Raw genomic sequence first — 16,629 nt, 5'->3', positions numbered from 1 at the left:
GGGACTACTTCGACTCGGTGATCCAGGCGTCCACGACGCCGGTCATCGTCTCCAGCGGGATCGAGCCGCTGCTGAGGATGCGGTCGTGGAAGTGCCGCAGGTCGAACGCGGCCCCCAGCTCCCGCTCGGCTTTGGAGCGCAGGCCCTGGATGTGCCTGCGGCCGATCATGTACGCGAGGGCCTGGCCGGGCCAGGCGATGTACCGGTCGACCTCGTTGGCGATGTTCACTTCGGACAGGGCGGTGTTGTCGCGCATGAACTGCACGGCCCGCTCCCGCGACCACCCGAACGCGTGCATCCCGGTGTCGACCACGAGCCGGCAGGCCCGCCACGCGTCGAACGAGACCATCCCGAGCCGCGCCAGATCGCCGCTGTAGAGCCCGATCTCGTCGCACAGCCGCTCGGTGTACAGGCCCCAGCCCTCGCCGAACGCCGTCACGTACCCGAACTGCCGGAACTGCGGCAGGTCCTTCAGGGTCTGGCCCAGCGCGAACTGGAGGTGGTGCCCGGGGACGCTCTCGTGGAACGCGAGCGCCTCGTACTCGTAGCGCGAGCGCGTCTGCGGCGCATAGGTGTTCACCCAGTGCGTGCCGGGTCGCGAGCCGTCGGAGGCCGGGACGGTGTAGTACGCGAGGGTCGAGCCCTTGGCTGCGTGCTCGGGGATCACCTCGACTGAGCACGGGGCGAAGTCGTACTCCAGGAACGCCGCGGGGAGCGCGTCCTCGGCCCGCCGCAGCGCCGCGGTCACGTCTGCCACGATCTGCTCGGCGGTCTCGTACCGCAGCGAGGTGTCGCTGCGCAGCCGCTCCACGACCTCGGCGACGTCCCCGGTGCCCAGCTCCCTGGCCCCGATCTCGGCGAACTCGGCCCGGTTCCGCTCGACCTCTTCGAGCCCGATCCGGTGCACCGCTTCGGGATCGAGGTCGGTGGTGGTGAACTGCCGCGACGCGGCCGCGTACCCCTCCAGGCCGCCCGGCACGTGGCACACGCCGACCTCGCCGTCGCCGCGGGCGACCGGCAGGAACTCCGCCTCAAGGGCGTCGCGCCACCGCGCGAGCGCGGGCCGGACCCGCTCGGCGACGAGCGCGCGGGCCTCGGCCTTCCACTCGTCGACGTCCACACCGGACGGCTCCGGCGCCGCGAGGACGTCCCGTTCTATATCGGTCGCAAGGTAATCGGCCACCTGCTCCATGACCCCGAGCACGCCGCCCCGGGTCTGGTGCCGCCCTTCGGCCCCGGCCTGCCGGTACCGGTCCAGCACCGCGTCGAAGTAGTCGCCGAGCTTCCTGAGCCTGACGAGGTAGTCGCGGCTGCGCTGCTCGGAGTCGAGGCTCTGGCGCGGCAGCGAGGACAGCATCGAGGTGACCGGCCCGCTGATGGTGTTGCTCAGCGCGACCTCGCCGAGCCGGGACTCGACGACCGCGGACTGGTCGCGCACGAGCCGCCCGAGCATCGAGTGCGTGATCCGGTCCTGCCCTTCGAGCCCGCCCGCGTCGATCGCGGCGAGGCCCTCGCGGACCTCCGCGTGGTGGGCGAGGCGCGCGGCGTCGCCGTCCCGGCCCGGGTCCGGCAGGAGGTGGTCGTAACCGGGAATCCCGTAGAAGCTCGCCGACATGGGGTTGTCGGCCAGGTGAAAGTCGAAGTACCGCTGCGCCAGCGCAGCGAGCTGCGGATCGCCCATGTGCACCCTTCCGAATCTGAGGTGCCCCGACCCTACTGCTCCCGCTAGCCGCCCGGCAAGCAAGCTTCCGCCGCGCGCTAACTTGGCGGCGGCCTCAAGTTGCGATACCGTTGTTGACTATGGCGTCAACTTACGAGAACGCGACAGCGACCGAGGAGCCCGAGGCTCCCGAGACCGAAGCGCCCGAGCCGCAGCGGCCCGTCGCGCTCAAGGCACCGCTCCTCCTGGTGACCTCCGACGAGGCCTACGGCGTGTGCGGCGCGGACGGGGTGTGCGAGTGATGGCCGGCGAGGTCTTCGGCCGCAGCGCCGACCCCGTGTCGATCGACGTCTGGTCCGACGTCATGTGCCCCTTCTGCTACATGGGCGACGCGCTCCTGGGCCAGGCCCTCGAACGCTTCCCGCACGAGACCGTCACCCGCTACCACGCGTTCCAGCTCATGCCGGAGCTGCCGAGCGACAAGCCGCAGAACGTGCTCGACATCCTGGAGCGGGAGAAGGGCTTCCCGCGCGCCCAGGCCGAGGCCATGAACGCCCAGGTCGCCGAGCGCGGCAAGAGCCTCGGCCTCGACTACCGGTTCGACACGGCCCTCGCGGTCAACACCCGCGACGCCCACCGGCTCTCCCACTTCGCCGCCGCGCACGGCAGCCAGACCGCCCTGGTCCACCGGCTGTTCAAGGCCTTCTTCACCGACGGCCTCAACGTCGCCGACCACGACGTGCTCGCCGACCTCGCCGCCGAGACCGGCCTCGACCGGGCTGCCGCGCTCTCCGCGCTCAAGAACGGCGACTACGACGACGCCGTCGACGCCGACATCCGCCAGGCCCGCGAACTGCGCGTCACCGGCGTCCCGTTCTTCGTCATCGACGGCAAGTACGGCGTCTCTGGCGCCCAGCCCGTCGAGGCGTTCCTCCAGGCCCTCGACACCGCCTGGTCCGACCGCTAAGGCCCGCCGGCTACGCGCCGCCGCGGCTCTGCATGACCCGCTCGACCTGCTCGGGCGTCAGGGCCGCGGTCGGCAGCGGCCGCGCCCCCTCCGACCTGAGCCCGTCGAGCGTGAACGCCAGGCTCCGCCGCCACGCGTCCGGCGCGTCCTTCGCCGTGAACCGCACCAGCATCGCGGTGGACCAGAACACGAACAGCAGATCCTCCGCCGCGAAGTCCGCCCGCAGCGACCCGTCGGCCTGCGCCCGCTCCGCGATCCGCCGCGCCTGCTCCTGCGAGCGGTGGCAGACCTCCGCCAGCCGCGCCGTCCCCGGGTGGTTCCGCGAGATCACGTCGTTCAACGCCAGGTTCTGCACCTGGAGCTCGCACACCCGCTCCACGTACTGCGCGAACCCTTCCCACGGGTCCGCGCACGCCAGCGCCCGCCCCGCGGCGGCGTCGAGCCGCTCCTCCGCGTACTGCGGGACCACAGCGTCGATGAGGCCCTCGCGGCTGCCGAACCGGTGGTAGATCGTCCCGGTGCTCACCCCGGCGCGCTGCGCGATGGCGTCGAGCGGCGCGTGCAGGCCGCGCTCCCCGAAGACCTCGGCGGCGGCGCACAGCAGCTTCTCGATGTTGCGGCGGGCGTCCGCCCGCACCGTCCGCGCCTCGCCCACGGCCGCCCCCTTCATCCCGACGATCCCATCTTGACAATGTCCTCAACTTTACCGCGTTGCGCGCGGCCCGCGCCCGTGCGAAGCTGGCCCGATGCCGACCCCCGACTACGTGTTCTTCTGGAACGAGAAGCCCGAGCCCGACGGCCCCGGCCGCGGCTGCCTGAGCCAGTGGTGGCCTTCGGCGTTCACCGACGACGGCCGCCGCTACGACACCGCCGAGCACTACATGATGGCGCACAAGGCATGGCTGTTCGGCGACACTGAGGCCGCCGACAGGATCCTCGCCTCCGGCCACCCGCGGAACGCACAGAAGCTCGGCCGCCAGGTCCGCGGCTACACCCAGGACGTGTGGGAGGCCGAGCGGTTCGCCATCGTCGTGCGCGGCAACGTGCTCAAGTTCGGCCAGAACCCCGAGCTCCTCGCCTATCTCCGCTCGACCGGCGACCGGGTCCTGGTGGAGGCGAGCCCGAAGGACCGCATCTGGGGCATCGGCCTCGCCGGGGACGACCCGCGCGCCGCCGACCCGGCGACGTGGCGCGGCCTCAACCTCCTCGGGCGGGCCCTCATGGAGGCCCGCGCGCAGCTCACCGCGTAGCGAAAAGGCCGGTCGCACCGCGACCGGCCTTTCCCGTTGCGTCCTAGCTCAATCCGTTGTCTTCGAGCCACTGCTTCGCGATGTCGGGCGTCGACATCTGGTCGACCGTGCTCTGCACGTTCAGCGCGATGAGGCCCTCCGGGGTGAGCGCGGCGCTCACCGCGTTGATCACCTCGGACACCTCGTCGGCGATGTCCTCGCTGACCAGCGGGACCACGTTCGACGCCAGGAACAGCGACTCCGGGTCCTCCAGGACCACGAGGTCGTCGGTCTGGATGCGCGGGTCCGCGGTGAACACGTTCGCGACGTTCACGGTCCCGGCCACGAGGTCCTCGACGGTGGTGTCGCCGGTCGCGGAGAACTCGACCTGCACGCCGTAGACGTCTTCGAGGCCGGTCGGCCCGTACGGGCGCTCGGCGAGCTCGGGCGGGCCGCCGAGGGTGAGCGTCTCGGAGACGTTCGCGAGGTCGGCGATCGAGGTGAGCGAGTTCGCGTCGGCGAACGCCTTCGTGACGGTGTAGGAGTCCTGGTCGCTCGCGGTCGACTGCTCCAGGACCGTGAGGCCGTCGGGGAGGGCCTCGCCGAGCGCGGCGTAGACGTCCTCGGGGGAGCGGGCCTCGGTCTCGGCGTCGAAGAACTGGAGGAGGTTCCCGGTGTACTCGGGGAACAGCGTGATGGCGCCGCTCTCCAGCTCGGGGATGTAGGCGTCGCGCTGGCCGATGCTGAAGCGGCGCTCGACCTCCTGGCCAGCGCCTTCGAGGGCCTGGGCGTAGATCTCGGCGATGATCTCGTTGGAGTAGTAGGCCTGCGATCCGATGACGATGGCGCCGTTCGCGGCCTCGCCGGTCGACTCGTTCTCGCCGAGCGGGTCGTCGGAGGAGCAGCCGGTCATCGCGATCGCGGTGCCGAGGACGGCCGCGGCGGCGAGTCCTCTGCGTGTGCCCCGCATTGTGAACATGGGTCTTCCTCTCACTGATGGGTCATTGCTCGGGTGGTGGTGTCGGGTCAGGATTCGGTGCGGCGCCGCGGCGCGTGGCCTTGCGCGGCGAGCACGCCGTGGGGGACCGCGGCCCGCTGTGCGAGGGCCAGGAGCGCGTCGAGGACGAGCGCGAGGACCGCGACCAGGACGGCGCCGCCGAGGACGACCTCGTACCGGCGCAGGCTCAGGCCCGTGATGATCGGCAGGCCCAGGCCGCCGAGGTTCACGTACGCCGCGATCGTCACGGTCGCGACCACTTGCAGCACCGCGGAGCGGAGCCCGCCGACGAGCAGCGGCAGCCCGAGCGGGACCTCCACGCGCCACAGGACCTGCGCCTCGGTCATGCCGACGGCGCGCGCGGCGTCGACGGTGCGCCGGTCGATGGCCTCGAACCCCGAGTACGCCCCGGCCAGGAGCGGCGGGATCGCGAGGATCACGAACGTCACGACGGCCGCTTCGGGCTTGTGGAGCACCCCGAAGAGGAGCACCAGCAGGACCAGCAGGCCGAACGACGGCACGGCGCGCGCGGCGCCCGCGAACGCGACGGCGACTTCGCGGCCCTTGCCGGTGTGGCCGATGGCCCAGCCGAGCGGGACGGCGATGACCGCGGCGATGCCGACGGCGATCGCGGTGAAGTACAGCTGCTGGAACAGCAGGTGCTGCAGCGCGTTCGGCCCGGTCCACTGCTCGGGGTCGGTGAGCCAGGCGAAGGCCTCGGAGAGCAGGTTCACGCGGCGGCCCCTGCGGAGGCGCGGCGCCGCGCGGGCGTCTTGCTTCGGGCCCAAGGCATCAGGGACCGCCCGGCGAGCATGAGCAGCAGGTCCACCAGGAGCGCGATGAGCGCGACGGCGACGATCCCGGCGAGCACTTCGGGGATGATGCGCCGCTGGAGGCCGTTGGTGAACAGGTAGCCGAGGTTCGTGACGCCCACGAGGATCCCGACCGTGGCGAGCGAAATGGTGCTGACCGCGGTGACCCGCAGGCCCGCGAGGATCACCGGCCCGGCGAGCGGCAGGTCCACGGCCCAAAACCGGCGCGCGTCGCCGTACCCGACGGCGGTGGCCGCGCGGCGCACCGCGGGGTCGACCGAGTCGAGGCCGTCGGTGACGGCCCGGACCATGATCGCGACGGCGTAGATCGTCAGGGCGATCACGAGGTTCGTCTCGCTCGTCGCCGGATAGCCCGCGACGACCGGCAGGATCATCAGCAGCGCGAGCGAGGGGATCGTGTACAGCAGGCCGGTCACGGTGATGACCCAGCCGCGCAGGAGCCGGTACCGCCACGCCACCCACCCCAGGGGCAGGGACAGGAGGAACCCGGCGACGATGGCGATGACGCTCTGCCGCAGGTGGTCGAGCGTCAGGGATCCGATCAGGTCGAGGTTGTCGGACACCCAGTCCATTCAGGCCCCGCCTTCGACGAGGACGCCTTGCGTGCGGCCCTCGGCGTCCACGAGCACCGGCCCGTGCGGGGTCTGCTTCACGCGCAGCGCCCGCTTGCCGCGCTCGGCGCCGATGAACGCCGCCACGAACTCGTCGGCGGGGTTCTCGGTGATCTCGCTGGGGCTGCCGACCTGGAGGCGCTCGGCGCCCTTCGCGAGGATCGCGACCTGGTCGCCCAGGAGGAACGCCTCGTCGATGTCGTGCGTCACGAACACCACGGTCTTGTCCAGCTCCCGCTGCAACCGGATCAGTTCGGTCTGGAGCTCGGCCCGCACGATCGGGTCGACCGCGCCGAACGGCTCGTCCATGAGCAGGATGTTCGGGTCGGCGGCGAGCCCGCGGGCGACACCCACGCGCTGCTGCTGCCCGCCCGAGAGCTGGCTGGGGTACCGGTCGGCCATCGACGCGTCGAGGCCCACGGTCGCCATCAGCTCCAGCGCCCTGGCCTTCGCGGCCCGCCTGGTGCTCCCGGTCAGCCGCGGCACGGTGGCGATGTTCTCGGCGACGGTGAAGTGCGGCATGAGGCCGCTGTTCTGCATCACGTACCCGATGGAGCGGCGCAGGTGCACGGCCTGCTTGGCGGCGACGTCCTCACCGTCGATCTCCACTGTGCCCGAGGTCGGCTCGACCATGCGGTTGATCATCCGCAGCAGCGTGGTCTTCCCGCAGCCCGAGGACCCCACGAACACGGTCGTCTTATGCGACGGGATCACCAGGTCGAACGAGTCGACGGCCACCGTCCCGTCCGGGAATCGCTTGGTGACGTTGCGGAACTCGATCATCGGGCTGCTCCTCGGGTCCGGGCGCTCACGCGACCCTACCCGATTTGCACCAGCCTTACTCCTCCTCGCTCTTACGTTTTCCGAAACAGAGTGTTCGACTCGGATACGGTGCGCCCACGCGCCGGTATGGTGGGGCGCAAAGCAGAGGAGAGGAGCCGGACATGGCGGAGCAAGTGGACGTGGTCGTCGTCGGCATGGGCCCCGGAGGCGAGTCCGCCGCGGCCGAACTCGCGCGCGCCGGACTCACCGTGGTCGGCGTGGAGCGCCGCCTCGTCGGCGGCGAATGCCCCTACTACGGCTGCATCCCCACCAAGATGATGGTCCGCGGCTCCGACGCGCTCGCCGAGGCCCGCCGCGTCTCCGGCCTCTCCGGCTCGGCCGACGTCACCCCCGACTTCGCGACCGTCGCCGCCCGCATCCGCGGCGAGGCCACCGACGACTGGAACGACCAGGTCGCCGCCGACCGCTTCACCGACGCCGGCGGCCGCCTCGTCCGCGGCTCCGCCGCCATCACCGGCCCCGGCGCCGTCCGCGTCGGCGACCAGGACTTCACCGTCGCCAAGGCCATCATCCTCAACACCGGCACCGAACCGGCCGTCCCGCCCATCCCCGGCCTCGCCGACACTCCCTACTGGACCAACCGCGACGCCGTCGCCACCACCGAGGCCCCCGACTCGCTGATCGTCCTCGGCGGCGGCGCCATCGGCCTCGAAATGGCCCAGGCGTTCTCCCGCTTCGGCACTCAGGTCACCGTCTTCGAAGCCGCCGACCGCCTCCTCGCCCTCGAAGAACCCGAGTCCGGCGACCTCGTCGCCAACGTCTTCCGCACCGAGGGCATCGCCCTCCACATGGGCGCCGCGGTCGAGCACGTCTCCCACGACGACGGCCGCTTCGCCGTCAAGGCGGGCACGGTGACCGTGGAAGCCGACCGGCTCCTGGTGGCGACGGGCAGGAAGCCGAACATCAAGGACCTGGGCCTGGAAACGGTGGGCGTCAACACGGATGGCCGCTCGCTGTCCCCGGACGACCACATGAAGGTCGCCGATGGCGTCTACGCGATCGGCGACATCGCGGGCAAGGGCGCCTTCACCCACATGTCGATGTACCAGGCCAAGATCGCCGTCGACCACATCCTCGGCAACGACAACCCGGGCGCCGAGTACCACGCCGTCCCGCGGGTGACCTTCACCGACCCGGAGGTGGGCGCGGTCGGCCTCACCGAACAACAGGCGCGGGACCAGGGCCTGACCATCGCAACGTCCGTTTCGGAGATCCCCTCCTCCTCAAGAGGCTGGATCCACAAGTCGGGCAACGAGGGCTTCATCAAACTCGTCGCCGACACCGACCGCGGCATCCTCGTCGGCGCCACCTCCGCCGGCCCCACCGGCGGCGAAGTCCTCTCGATGCTCACCCTCGCCGTCCACGAACACACCCCCATCCCCCGCCTCCGCCACATGATCTACGCCTACCCGACCTTCCACCGAGCAGTAGAAGACGCACTGAGCCGCCTGCCGTAGCGTCGCAAAAGGCCGGTCGATTTCCCGACCGGCCTTCTCAACCTCCGGAAACCTCCCGGTCCCGCCGCCCTTGCCGCCAGATCTCCATGAGCTGCATGCCCTGCAAGTTGATGATCACTCCCAGCGCGAACATCAACCCCGCCCCGGGGAGTGCCACCAGGAACCCGAACCCATAGGTCCCGAAGCTCGCAAAGAGCCCCAGCAGCAGCGTCAGCACCCCGATGGCGAACAACCACCCGGAAGCCTTCCCCGCCCGCTTGACCGCCTTCTCGACCTCATCATCAAAACCCTTCATCACCCCACCCTAAGGATTCCCCCGCCCCACCGGGGTCCCCGGAATTCGTGAGCTGGGAACGACGAAAGGCCGGTCATGAATGACCGGCCTTTCTCTATCTGCTCCCCTTCTCAGGGCCTATGCGGGTCTAAGATCCCAGGTTGACGTGATGCGGCTTCGTTGGGCGGACGCGGTGGCTGGCTAATCAAACTCGAACCCATGACAGTCCCATCTGGCTGATCTGTGATGACTCCCTGCCTCGGCGTATGGCTAGAAAAAACGAACCAGTGTCTACACTTGCACGGTTCTTTCAATCGAGTTTGTCCGAAGGTTGCTGAGCGGGCCTGCTGCTTCTAACATGTTGGTTCTCACTTCTGTACTGGAACCGGAGCCAGTACCGCACTCGTCTGCACTTCGCCTATTCCTCGCGGAGCGATCACACTTGCGCTTTCTTCGTGTGTTTGAAGAAGTTGAGGCTGCGACAAGGAGCCTAGTGCCTCGATCACATCGAGCACGGGGTAATCTCGTCGGTCCTGCATGTATCGAGCGACGGTTCTTGCTGCGGGTCGCGGCAATGCAACCTCTTTTGGAACCCTCGCATCAGCATCAAGGAACGCCTGGACAACTTCCCAAGCTAGATAGAACATTTCGACGAAATTTCCATCGTATGGGAGAGGGCAAATCACAAGATTCTTGCCAGAGTCCAGGCGAACAAGATCGCTCTTCCCCTGTGAGGCAGGGACGATTCCAACTCTGAGGCCGCGATCGGATTGCAGTCCGTTAGGGTTGATCTTTACGGTAGTTCCAACCCAGTAATCAGAGTCGTGAAACCCAAGAAACAGGTCGGCGCGCCACAGGCCGCTAATGCTATGAGGAAGTCTTTTCGCAACATCGGCGCGACGAAATGCGGTCGCGATCGAAGAGAGGTGTCGTTTGAGTTTCACGGGCCGTCCGCGTGCGCCTGAAAGCAATGAAGAATCGTCCGTGAGAAGACCTGCTGCGGTATCGATCAATTGCTGAGATCCCGCCTTCTCTGCACCGAATAGAATTGATCCAATCTGATCGCCAACCGGAACCTTACATATTTTAATTGCATCAAATACTCGTTCTGAAACTCCTGCATCTCCACGTCTTACGGCATCGTGAACGGCATATTCGAAGCAAATGCCAGTATCGCCATCGCCGGGTCGCCGCAGCCTGGGAAGCATCATGAGCTTTACTTGATCGCGGCCTCCGACTTCGGCTACCACCTCAGATTTGAGAGAGTAGAGGATTCCTGTCAGAATTGGGCGGACAATTGCCGTAATTGCCGAAACTTCGTCGGCCACAGGATTGAGTTGAACTTCGGTCCTGATTTTCATGTCGATAACCATAGTCTGATCGTATGAGATCTTCAACCGTCAAGTGGCAGGTTTCGGGTCTGCCTTGATTCGTGGCAAGTATTCGATATGGATCATTTGAGGATGAATTCGTCAGCCATCATGTGCTCGTAGGGAATGCAGAGATCGCTGGAAGCTACAGGTAGGGGCTTGGTCTGGCAGATGGCGCGAGCGTGGTGCTGCGAGGCTAAGGCTCCAGGTTCATTGAGCATGAGCCTGTATCTAGTGCCATGCACGGGCCGTGGGCACAACATCTAGTTGACAACCTTTCGAAGAGGTGCTTGACTGGGTGAGAACGAACCTAGGGGGGCCAGTGGTTCAAAATCCTTCGGCGTCGCAGGGCGAACCAGAGATGTTCCGTCTCCGCGTACATGAGCTCGCGCGAGAGCTCAACGTCAGTCCAGGGGAACTTCTACTCTTCTTCAAGGATGCAGGAGTGTTCATGAAGTCGACTTCGGCTGTCGTTGAAGATAACCTTGCGGACCTTGCTCGAGCGGGTATCAAACGCAGCGATGGCTCGAGACCTCGGCGCCCGCCATTGTCTTCCCGATCGGGGGTCAGGGCGCCGAGGTTGCTTCCGCCTGGTAGCAGATCTCGCCGGTCCCCGCTAGATGGCCTGGCGCTGGTACTTCGTAACCGATTTCCGGGTCGCATTATTTCGGATCGAGAGGCTCAGACCCTTGCAGTCCAGTGGGCCGACACCTGGATGGTTCAGGAGGAGCTGGAACGCTGGTGGCAGGTCGGGGTGGAACCCCATGAAGCCCACTTGGTGAAATCAGCGTCAGAAGCATCGTTTCGTCCAAGCGATCTAGCTCGGATCGTCAGAGGGCGTCAAGTTCTCTACTGGCTTCGGAAGGGGCACTCGCCAGCCGAGCTCGCGAGGGAACTGCCCAGCGACTAAAGAATCAGTATCCCTGCGCGTTTCCGCCAGTAACCAGTGCTTCTTGTCATATCTGGGACAAGGGCTGGTTACTCAATGTTCTTAATCTTTGGGGTGGTTTTGTCTTGGCCGCCAGAGGTTTGAGAGCTGAGGAGGCGGTGGCTGGATGTGCGCGAGACGGATCGTAGGGACGAACACCGGGGACTTCAATGAGTTGGTTGGGCGGCTTACGGAGCGGGACTTCGCGGTGGTTGATGCGTTGGCTCGACACCGGGTGATGACGGCGGCGATGGTTGAGGTGCTGTTCTTTCCGTCGCCGCATGCTGCGGCGATACGGTTGTTGACGCTTCATGAGATGGGGATCGTGGAGCGGTACCGGAGCCCTGGTAGCCGGGCTTATCGGTACATGCTGGGGTGGCGAGGGCAGTGTGTTCATGCTGGTCGGCATGGGGAGAAGCAGCCCTCGAAGCAGGCCGCGACATGGAAGGCGCAGCAGTACTTTCTCTCGGCTCAGCGGCCGCATGTTGAGGGGATCAACTCGTTCTTCTGCCGGATCCAGTACTCAGCTCGGCGGCATGGAGACGTCCGGTTGGTTGACTGGCGCTCGGAGTCGGATCGTTCGGACTTCCTCTACCGGCGCCCTGACGGTACCGGGCAGCTCGACTGGGATGACGGTTCGAGCTTGTACTTCTACCTGGAGCACGACCGAAGCACGGAGACGCTTGAACGTCTGGCGAGTACCGTCACGGGCTACCGCAAGCATTTCGCTCCGCACAGGCGGCCGACGGAGGTTCTTCTCGTCGAGGTCGTCAGTGAACGCCGCCTCGCGAATCTCCTGGTTCGGCTGGACTCGATGTGGGCGGAAGAGATGAAGGGAAATGCCGCTCCGTCGTCGTTCACGGTCGCGGTTTCGTTCGCTTCGGAGCCTGAGCGGACATTCACGCGTCACGTCGATCATCCCGACGCGATTACTGACCAACGCTGGCATGTGCCCGGGCAGCCGGGCCCGATGGCTTTGGTTGACCTACCGGGAGCCGTAACCAGGAACTGGGATATCGCTGAATCGGCACTTTGGCCCCCAGAGGTCGCCCCCTGAAGGTCGACCAAGCATCAGCCCCTCCGGATGCCCCAGCTGTAACCCTGGCCTGATTACTAGATGTTTTCGCAGGTGAAGGCTTCAGTAATCAGGCTCTTGAAAACCCGACATATATACATCCGCGTAGGCCGGTGGTGGTCTTCTGAGGGGACTCGTGGCCGAGGAGTGCGGGGCCGCCCCCACCTGGGCGGCCCCGCTTCTTGGGGTTGGGTTAAAGACGGTTCTCGGTGGCTGCGCGGGTAAGGATGGTTTGGGATTCGGTGCGCCAACGGCGCTTGCGGTCGTCGGGGGTGCCTTTCCAGCCGGGCCTGGTTACCAGGCCGCAGAGGCGGCCGTCGTCGTGGAGGAGGTCGGCTACCGGGGTGAGGCCGTTCTCGTTGTTGATGACGCTGAGGACGGCGTGCTCACGGGTGGCGGTGGGCTCGACGGCGAACCGGAAGCCGTCGAGGTCGAAGACGCCGAAGATGTTGGAGGGGAGAGGGGAGGGCTTAGGCGGGCGGTGATTGTCGGCGTGCCAGGCGGCTATGAGTGCCGCGATGTGATTGCGCTGCTGGGTCTTCCATGCCTGGGTTTGCTCACGCCACGGTGCTTCCCAGCGGAGGTCGCGGAGGACTCCGCCGGCGTGGAGTGTGTAGCCGATCTTGACTGGGTGGCCGTTGTGGTCCAGCCAGATTGAGGCGTAGCCGGTCTTGCTGCGCGCCTTGAGCATGAGCCGATTGCCGTTGGTGGTCTGCCATTCACCGAGAATTTCGAAGTCGGACTTGCGGTTCTGACCGTTGGCCGACAGCGCTCCGCTATTCATCGGGATACCCTCCTGAGGTGCAATTCCATCACCGGTAGGTCGTTGACAATGGCCGGTTGGGCTATGACACTGAACGCTACGGATCAAGGGGTATTTGAAACACTTACCGTCGGTACGGGTTCTTATTGCTTCTGGATTTGGCTGGGGGAGGGGAGTTGGGGCGGGAATCTGAAGGCTCCGGGCGCATCGCTGGAATGGTCTTGAAGCTGGCTCGTGAATCGGCGGGTTTGAGCCAGGAGCGGTTTGCCGAGGTGATGGATTGTGGGGTGGCGACTGTTCAGGGTTGGGAGTCCGGTCGTCGGCAGTTGTCCGCGGTGAGCCTCGTCCAGTTGAACCGCATCGGTCGGACGCTGCTTCGGCTCCGTGCGAGCGCTGAAGTGGTGGCCTTGCTGCCAGTCTCGATAGAGGCGGACCTGATCTTGGCTGGCGCGACGGACCCGTGGACGGCTGGCTTGGAGCAGCATCCGCTCAATGGCGGTGTCATCGATCTTCGCATCACTGAGCTTGTCACCTGGGCCTTGAGCGGGGCCGCTCCTCGGTTCATTGATCGGCTTCGGCCGAAAACGCGGCGCGGGCCGAGCCCAAGTCGGCCGGAAATCGGGGCGTCGGACCGGCAGCGGATACAAGCGAACTTGCTCGAACTGAGCGAGTACGAAACTGGAGCCGAGGCCGGAGTGCTGCTTCGTAGGCAAGCTTGCTTCCTTGCCGGCCTTTCCGGGCTCGATGCTCCAGCGAGGTTGTCGACCAGAGCGTCTCGGTATCTCGTTAGCAGTGACTCCTGGAGCCCGTCATGGGCTGACGCCAGGTCTTACGTGGTCTCCCGTGCGTATCGAGGCGACCCTGAGCCGCTGCGTGCCTTCATCGCCAGCGCACACCCGAGCGATGACTGCGAGAGTGCCGCTCTCAACTACACCGCTTACTGGGTCGGTGACCTGTCGGATCGGGAAGGCGATGACAGCTTCATGGTCCGGCGCGGTCAACGTTGGCGGGGAGCCCGCATGTACCCCCACCTGGTAGAGCGGTTGGTGGACGAGCACCCGCTCATCGATCTGAACATCCACAACCTCTGGCTGCTGCTTCGCTCTCAACGCGGACTTGTCATAGATGACCAGGCGACTACTGACTTGCTGCTAGGGCGTATTGAGGCGCTGGTAGACAGTGGCCGAGTTTCCCGGCAATCTCGGGTGGAACTACGCTCGATTGCCGAAGGGCTTTCCGATCTTCGGATTCGCTAGCGAAGGGGCAGGACATGACTGGACTCGCGGGTGCCGCTGGATATCTGTTCGAAGCGGGAATGCTGAAGCGTGCTCGGCGGTCAGGGTGGTGGATTGCCGGGGTTCGCGACCCTGAGAGCATCGCTGAGCATAGTTGGCGGGCTGCGGTCACCGGGATGGTCATCGCGAGTCTGGAGGGGGCCGATCCGGCTCGCACCGCGATGTTGTGCGTCCTCCATGACACCCCGGAGACACGGGTTGGCGACATTCCGAAGATCGGCCGCGACTACCTCACCGCGGCTGATGCGCAGGATGTTGTGGCTGATCAGACGGGAGAGTGCCCCGATCGCATGGCGGAGACGGTTCGCGATGCCATCGCAGAGTTTGAAGCGGGGGAGACGCCAGAAGCGATCTGTGCAAAGGATGCCGACAAGCTTGAGTGCCTGATTCAGGCTGTCGAGTACCGCCACCAGGGAGTTTCAACGGTGGGGCGCTGGATCGACAGCAGTCTTGCAGCCCTGAAGACCGACACGGCTCAGGGACTTGCACGCGAGATCCTTGAGCGGGAGCCCTTGGCCTGGGAGCTGACTCGACACCAGGCCGAGGACTGAGATAACCCAACAGCCTGAGCCCGTTTTGCGGGTGATCTAGCAGGTAGAATGATCTTAGAGCTGGATCGCATGATGCCGATGGGACATCCGTCATGCCCCAGTTCTTCTTGCTCTTCACCTTCCGAAATCTCGCCGACGGCGTTCCGCGCCGTCGGCTGGTGCGTGCTGCCCGAGGCTTGATCGGCAACCGGAGTCCCTCTACGTTGTCCCTGACCCGCCGTAGCCACCGGATTTGGTGGTGACTCGATTGCGTGCCAGAGACATTCGAGTTCGGATCGATGGACGGCTGCGTGCTGACATCGACGTGCGCCTGCTCGCGGAACTCCTGCTTGACTCGTGGGTTGAGCCCGAAGACCCACAGCCTGGTGGCTCGGCGGGTCCGATCGACAGCGAACTGCGAGAGGGCGACGAGCGATGACAGCGAACATGAACGGCAAGCGGGCCGTGCTCTACCTGCGGGTTTCTGACCGCGGGCAGGTTGAGAACGACTACGACCCCGAGGGGAACTCGATCCCGGCCCAGCGAGCCGCGTGCACACGGAAAGCTGCTGACCTGGGGTTGGAGATCGTTGATGAGTACGTCGAGCCGGGGAAGTCGGCTACCAACGTCGACAGGCGGCCGAAGTTCCAGGAGATGATGGCGCGGGTCCGCAACCGGCATGATGTCAGCGCGATCATCGTGTACTCGCGCTCGCGGATGCACCGGGACTCGACCGATGCGGCGATCACCCGGAAGGAGCTGCGGCGGCTGGGAGTCCAGCTCGTCTCGATCATGGATTACACCGAGGACACCTACGTGGGCGATCTGGTGGCCGCGATCCTCGACGGTGTCAACGAGTACCAGTCGCGGGCGTCAGGGGCCGACGTGGCTTACAAGATGGCTGCGAAGGCCGCCAACGGCGGCACGGTCGGACAGGCGCCGCTGGGATACCTGAACGTGGGGGAGAAGGTCGACGGTCGCGAGGTGCGGACCGTAGTTCTTGACGAGGAGCGCGCCCCGCTCATCAAGATGATGTTCGAGCTGTACGCGACTGGGACGCACTCGTACAGGGATTTGCAGCGGATCGTCACGGAGGCCGGGCTTCGGACCCGACCGACGAAGTCGCTTCCGGCGGGGCGAGAGATCACCATCTACTCGATCGGGAGGCTCCTCCGTGATCGCTACTACCTCGGCCGGATCGTCTTCAAGGGCAAGGAATACCAAGGGCGACATGAACCGATCATCGGCCAAGAGCTCTTCGACCGGGTGCAGGATGTGCTGGACAACCAGCGGGGCGCTGGCACTCGGGAGCGAATCTACGACCACCCGTTGAAGGGCCTGCTCTACTGCGGGCACTGCAAGACGCGGTTCTACCTCGATCGTGGGAAGAGCCGCCGCGGAGTCGTGTACTTCTACTTCCTGTGCAGCGGGAGAAGCCGGAAGATATGCCCGGTTCCTCGGATACCCGTCGCGAAGGCCGAGGCGGCTGTCAGAGCGCATTATGCGACTCTTGCGATACCGGACGCGGTGCGAACGGAGCTGCGAGCCGCACTCAGCGCGGCCTTGAAGGACCGGACACAGCACGGAGCGACTCTTCGGCGGCAGTTGCAGGGCGAGCGGACGCGGCTCGTGGAGCAGCAGGATCAACTCATCGAACTAGTGGGGAATCCTGACTGGCCGCAGGACCGGCTTGAAGTGAAGATGCGGGATCTGCGGGACCGGATCAGTGCGCTTGACGAGCAGTTGACCCGGGCTGAAGACGACGACGTCACCCATGCGGTCGAGGCTCTCGAATCG

17 protein-coding genes and 1 pseudogene are annotated in these 16,629 nt (G+C 66.1%); 9 read left to right on the top strand and 9 right to left on the bottom strand.

What is annotated here, in order from left to right; all coding sequences use genetic code 11:
- Window positions 1-4: 4 nt before the first annotated feature.
- Complete coding sequence (locus WA640_RS02430; protein ID WP_335985912.1) at window positions 5-1,681, bottom strand: DUF885 domain-containing protein; 1,677 nt, start codon at window positions 1,679-1,681, stop codon at window positions 5-7.
- A gap of 119 nt (window positions 1,682-1,800) precedes the next feature.
- Here WA640_RS02430 and WA640_RS02425 point away from each other — a divergent pair, with 119 nt between their 5' ends.
- Window positions 1,801-1,962, top strand: coding sequence for a hypothetical protein (locus tag WA640_RS02425; RefSeq protein WP_181245591.1), 162 nt, complete (start codon window positions 1,801-1,803; stop codon window positions 1,960-1,962).
- On the top strand, window positions 1,962-2,627 hold the full coding sequence (locus tag WA640_RS02420; protein ID WP_106362011.1) for a DsbA family oxidoreductase: 666 nt from the start codon (window positions 1,962-1,964) through the stop codon (window positions 2,625-2,627). The genes WA640_RS02425 and WA640_RS02420 overlap by 1 nt, the downstream gene beginning before the upstream one ends.
- Window positions 2,628-2,637: 10 nt before the next feature.
- Here WA640_RS02420 and WA640_RS02415 read toward each other — a convergent pair whose 3' ends face one another.
- Entirely contained in the window at window positions 2,638-3,282 is a 645-nt protein-coding gene (locus tag WA640_RS02415; RefSeq protein ID WP_335985911.1) for a TetR/AcrR family transcriptional regulator, read from the bottom strand.
- 91 nt (window positions 3,283-3,373) lie between these two features.
- Here WA640_RS02415 and WA640_RS02410 point away from each other — a divergent pair, with 91 nt between their 5' ends.
- Window positions 3,374-3,877, top strand: a complete 504-nt coding sequence (locus WA640_RS02410) for an NADAR family protein (protein ID WP_335985910.1) — start codon at window positions 3,374-3,376, stop codon at window positions 3,875-3,877.
- A gap of 43 nt (window positions 3,878-3,920) precedes the next feature.
- Here the strand turns inward: WA640_RS02410 and WA640_RS02405 are convergent, their stop codons facing one another.
- From WA640_RS02405 to WA640_RS02390, 4 genes are read right to left on the bottom strand one after another with little or no spacing between them, the layout of a single operon-like run.
- Window positions 3,921-4,835, bottom strand: a complete 915-nt coding sequence (locus WA640_RS02405; protein WP_335985909.1) for an ABC transporter substrate-binding protein — start codon at window positions 4,833-4,835, stop codon at window positions 3,921-3,923.
- A 47-nt stretch (window positions 4,836-4,882) separates the two neighbouring features.
- Entirely contained in the window at window positions 4,883-5,587 is a 705-nt protein-coding gene (locus WA640_RS02400) for an ABC transporter permease (RefSeq protein ID WP_106362594.1), read from the bottom strand.
- Complete coding sequence (locus tag WA640_RS02395; RefSeq protein WP_106362014.1) at window positions 5,584-6,258, bottom strand: ABC transporter permease; 675 nt, start codon at window positions 6,256-6,258, stop codon at window positions 5,584-5,586. Before WA640_RS02395 ends, WA640_RS02400 begins: the two co-directional genes overlap by 4 nt.
- Window positions 6,259-7,080 carry an ABC transporter ATP-binding protein gene (locus WA640_RS02390; protein ID WP_335985908.1) on the bottom strand — a complete coding sequence of 274 codons (822 nt, stop codon included), beginning with the start codon at window positions 7,078-7,080 and terminating at the stop codon, window positions 6,259-6,261.
- Window positions 7,081-7,241: 161 nt separating this feature from the next.
- Between WA640_RS02390 and WA640_RS02385 the strand changes: the two genes are divergently transcribed.
- Window positions 7,242-8,597 (top strand): dihydrolipoyl dehydrogenase family protein, encoded by a 1,356-nt coding sequence (locus WA640_RS02385; RefSeq protein WP_335985907.1) that lies wholly within the window; start codon window positions 7,242-7,244, stop codon window positions 8,595-8,597.
- A gap of 37 nt (window positions 8,598-8,634) precedes the next feature.
- Here WA640_RS02385 and WA640_RS02380 read toward each other — a convergent pair whose 3' ends face one another.
- Together WA640_RS02380 and WA640_RS02375 are read right to left on the bottom strand one after the other, a co-directional pair.
- The gene (locus WA640_RS02380) at window positions 8,635-8,892 is read right to left on the bottom strand and encodes a hypothetical protein (RefSeq protein WP_335985906.1); all 258 of its coding nucleotides are present in this window, start codon (window positions 8,890-8,892) and stop codon (window positions 8,635-8,637) included.
- 347 nt (window positions 8,893-9,239) lie between these two features.
- Window positions 9,240-10,244, bottom strand: a complete 1,005-nt coding sequence (locus WA640_RS02375) for a hypothetical protein (protein ID WP_335985905.1) — start codon at window positions 10,242-10,244, stop codon at window positions 9,240-9,242.
- A 358-nt stretch (window positions 10,245-10,602) separates the two neighbouring features.
- Here WA640_RS02375 and WA640_RS28755 point away from each other — a divergent pair, with 358 nt between their 5' ends.
- Together WA640_RS28755 and WA640_RS02370 are read left to right on the top strand one after the other, a co-directional pair.
- Entirely contained in the window at window positions 10,603-11,151 is a 549-nt protein-coding gene (locus WA640_RS28755) for a translation initiation factor IF-2 N-terminal domain-containing protein (RefSeq protein WP_442904651.1), read from the top strand.
- A gap of 226 nt (window positions 11,152-11,377) precedes the next feature.
- On the top strand, window positions 11,378-12,226 hold the full coding sequence (locus WA640_RS02370) for a replication-relaxation family protein (RefSeq protein ID WP_335985904.1): 849 nt from the start codon (window positions 11,378-11,380) through the stop codon (window positions 12,224-12,226).
- A 211-nt stretch (window positions 12,227-12,437) separates the two neighbouring features.
- Here WA640_RS02370 and WA640_RS02365 read toward each other — a convergent pair whose 3' ends face one another.
- Window positions 12,438-13,028 (bottom strand): hypothetical protein, encoded by a 591-nt coding sequence (locus tag WA640_RS02365; protein ID WP_335985903.1) that lies wholly within the window; start codon window positions 13,026-13,028, stop codon window positions 12,438-12,440.
- Between the two features lie 194 nt (window positions 13,029-13,222).
- Between WA640_RS02365 and WA640_RS02360 the strand changes: the two genes are divergently transcribed.
- From WA640_RS02360 to WA640_RS28750, 3 genes and pseudogenes are all read left to right on the top strand, one after another.
- A complete protein-coding gene (locus WA640_RS02360; RefSeq protein WP_335985902.1) occupies window positions 13,223-14,263 on the top strand; it encodes a helix-turn-helix domain-containing protein in 1,041 nt (346 codons plus the stop codon).
- A 14-nt stretch (window positions 14,264-14,277) separates the two neighbouring features.
- Window positions 14,278-14,853, top strand: coding sequence for an HD domain-containing protein (locus tag WA640_RS02355; RefSeq protein WP_335985901.1), 576 nt, complete (start codon window positions 14,278-14,280; stop codon window positions 14,851-14,853).
- A gap of 414 nt (window positions 14,854-15,267) precedes the next feature.
- Window positions 15,268-16,320, top strand: a pseudogene (locus WA640_RS28750) (recombinase family protein); the annotation flags it as partial.
- Window positions 16,321-16,629: the final 309 nt, after the last annotated feature.

This window comes from Glycomyces sp. MUSA5-2, from assembly GCF_037034145.1.
Lineage (GTDB): Bacteria > Actinomycetota > Actinomycetes > Mycobacteriales > Micromonosporaceae > Glycomyces > Glycomyces artemisiae.
This window is presented reverse-complemented; position numbering and strand designations above follow the sequence as displayed.

Bases quoted from the DNA above. Each gene is read 5' to 3' on its own strand.
- WA640_RS02430 (WP_335985912.1), bottom strand. From the start codon at position 1,681: ATGGGCGATCCGCAGCTCGCTGCGCTGGCGCAGCGGTACTTCGACTTT.
- WA640_RS02410 (WP_335985910.1), top strand. From the start codon at position 3,374: ATGCCGACCCCCGACTACGTGTTCTTCTGGAACGAGAAGCCCGAGCCC.
- WA640_RS02375 (WP_335985905.1), bottom strand. From the start codon at position 10,244: ATGGTTATCGACATGAAAATCAGGACCGAAGTTCAACTCAATCCTGTG.
- WA640_RS02390 (WP_335985908.1), bottom strand. From the start codon at position 7,080: ATGATCGAGTTCCGCAACGTCACCAAGCGATTCCCGGACGGGACGGTG.
- WA640_RS02385 (WP_335985907.1), top strand. From the start codon at position 7,242: ATGGCGGAGCAAGTGGACGTGGTCGTCGTCGGCATGGGCCCCGGAGGC.
- WA640_RS02355 (WP_335985901.1), top strand. From the start codon at position 14,278: ATGACTGGACTCGCGGGTGCCGCTGGATATCTGTTCGAAGCGGGAATG.
- WA640_RS02405 (WP_335985909.1), bottom strand. From the start codon at position 4,835: ATGTTCACAATGCGGGGCACACGCAGAGGACTCGCCGCCGCGGCCGTC.
- WA640_RS02425 (WP_181245591.1), top strand. From the start codon at position 1,801: ATGGCGTCAACTTACGAGAACGCGACAGCGACCGAGGAGCCCGAGGCT.
- WA640_RS02395 (WP_106362014.1), bottom strand. From the start codon at position 6,258: ATGGACTGGGTGTCCGACAACCTCGACCTGATCGGATCCCTGACGCTC.
- WA640_RS02380 (WP_335985906.1), bottom strand. From the start codon at position 8,892: ATGAAGGGTTTTGATGATGAGGTCGAGAAGGCGGTCAAGCGGGCGGGG.
- WA640_RS02420 (WP_106362011.1), top strand. From the start codon at position 1,962: ATGGCCGGCGAGGTCTTCGGCCGCAGCGCCGACCCCGTGTCGATCGAC.
- WA640_RS28755 (WP_442904651.1), top strand. From the start codon at position 10,603: ATGTTCCGTCTCCGCGTACATGAGCTCGCGCGAGAGCTCAACGTCAGT.
- WA640_RS02365 (WP_335985903.1), bottom strand. From the start codon at position 13,028: ATGAATAGCGGAGCGCTGTCGGCCAACGGTCAGAACCGCAAGTCCGAC.
- WA640_RS02360 (WP_335985902.1), top strand. From the start codon at position 13,223: ATGGTCTTGAAGCTGGCTCGTGAATCGGCGGGTTTGAGCCAGGAGCGG.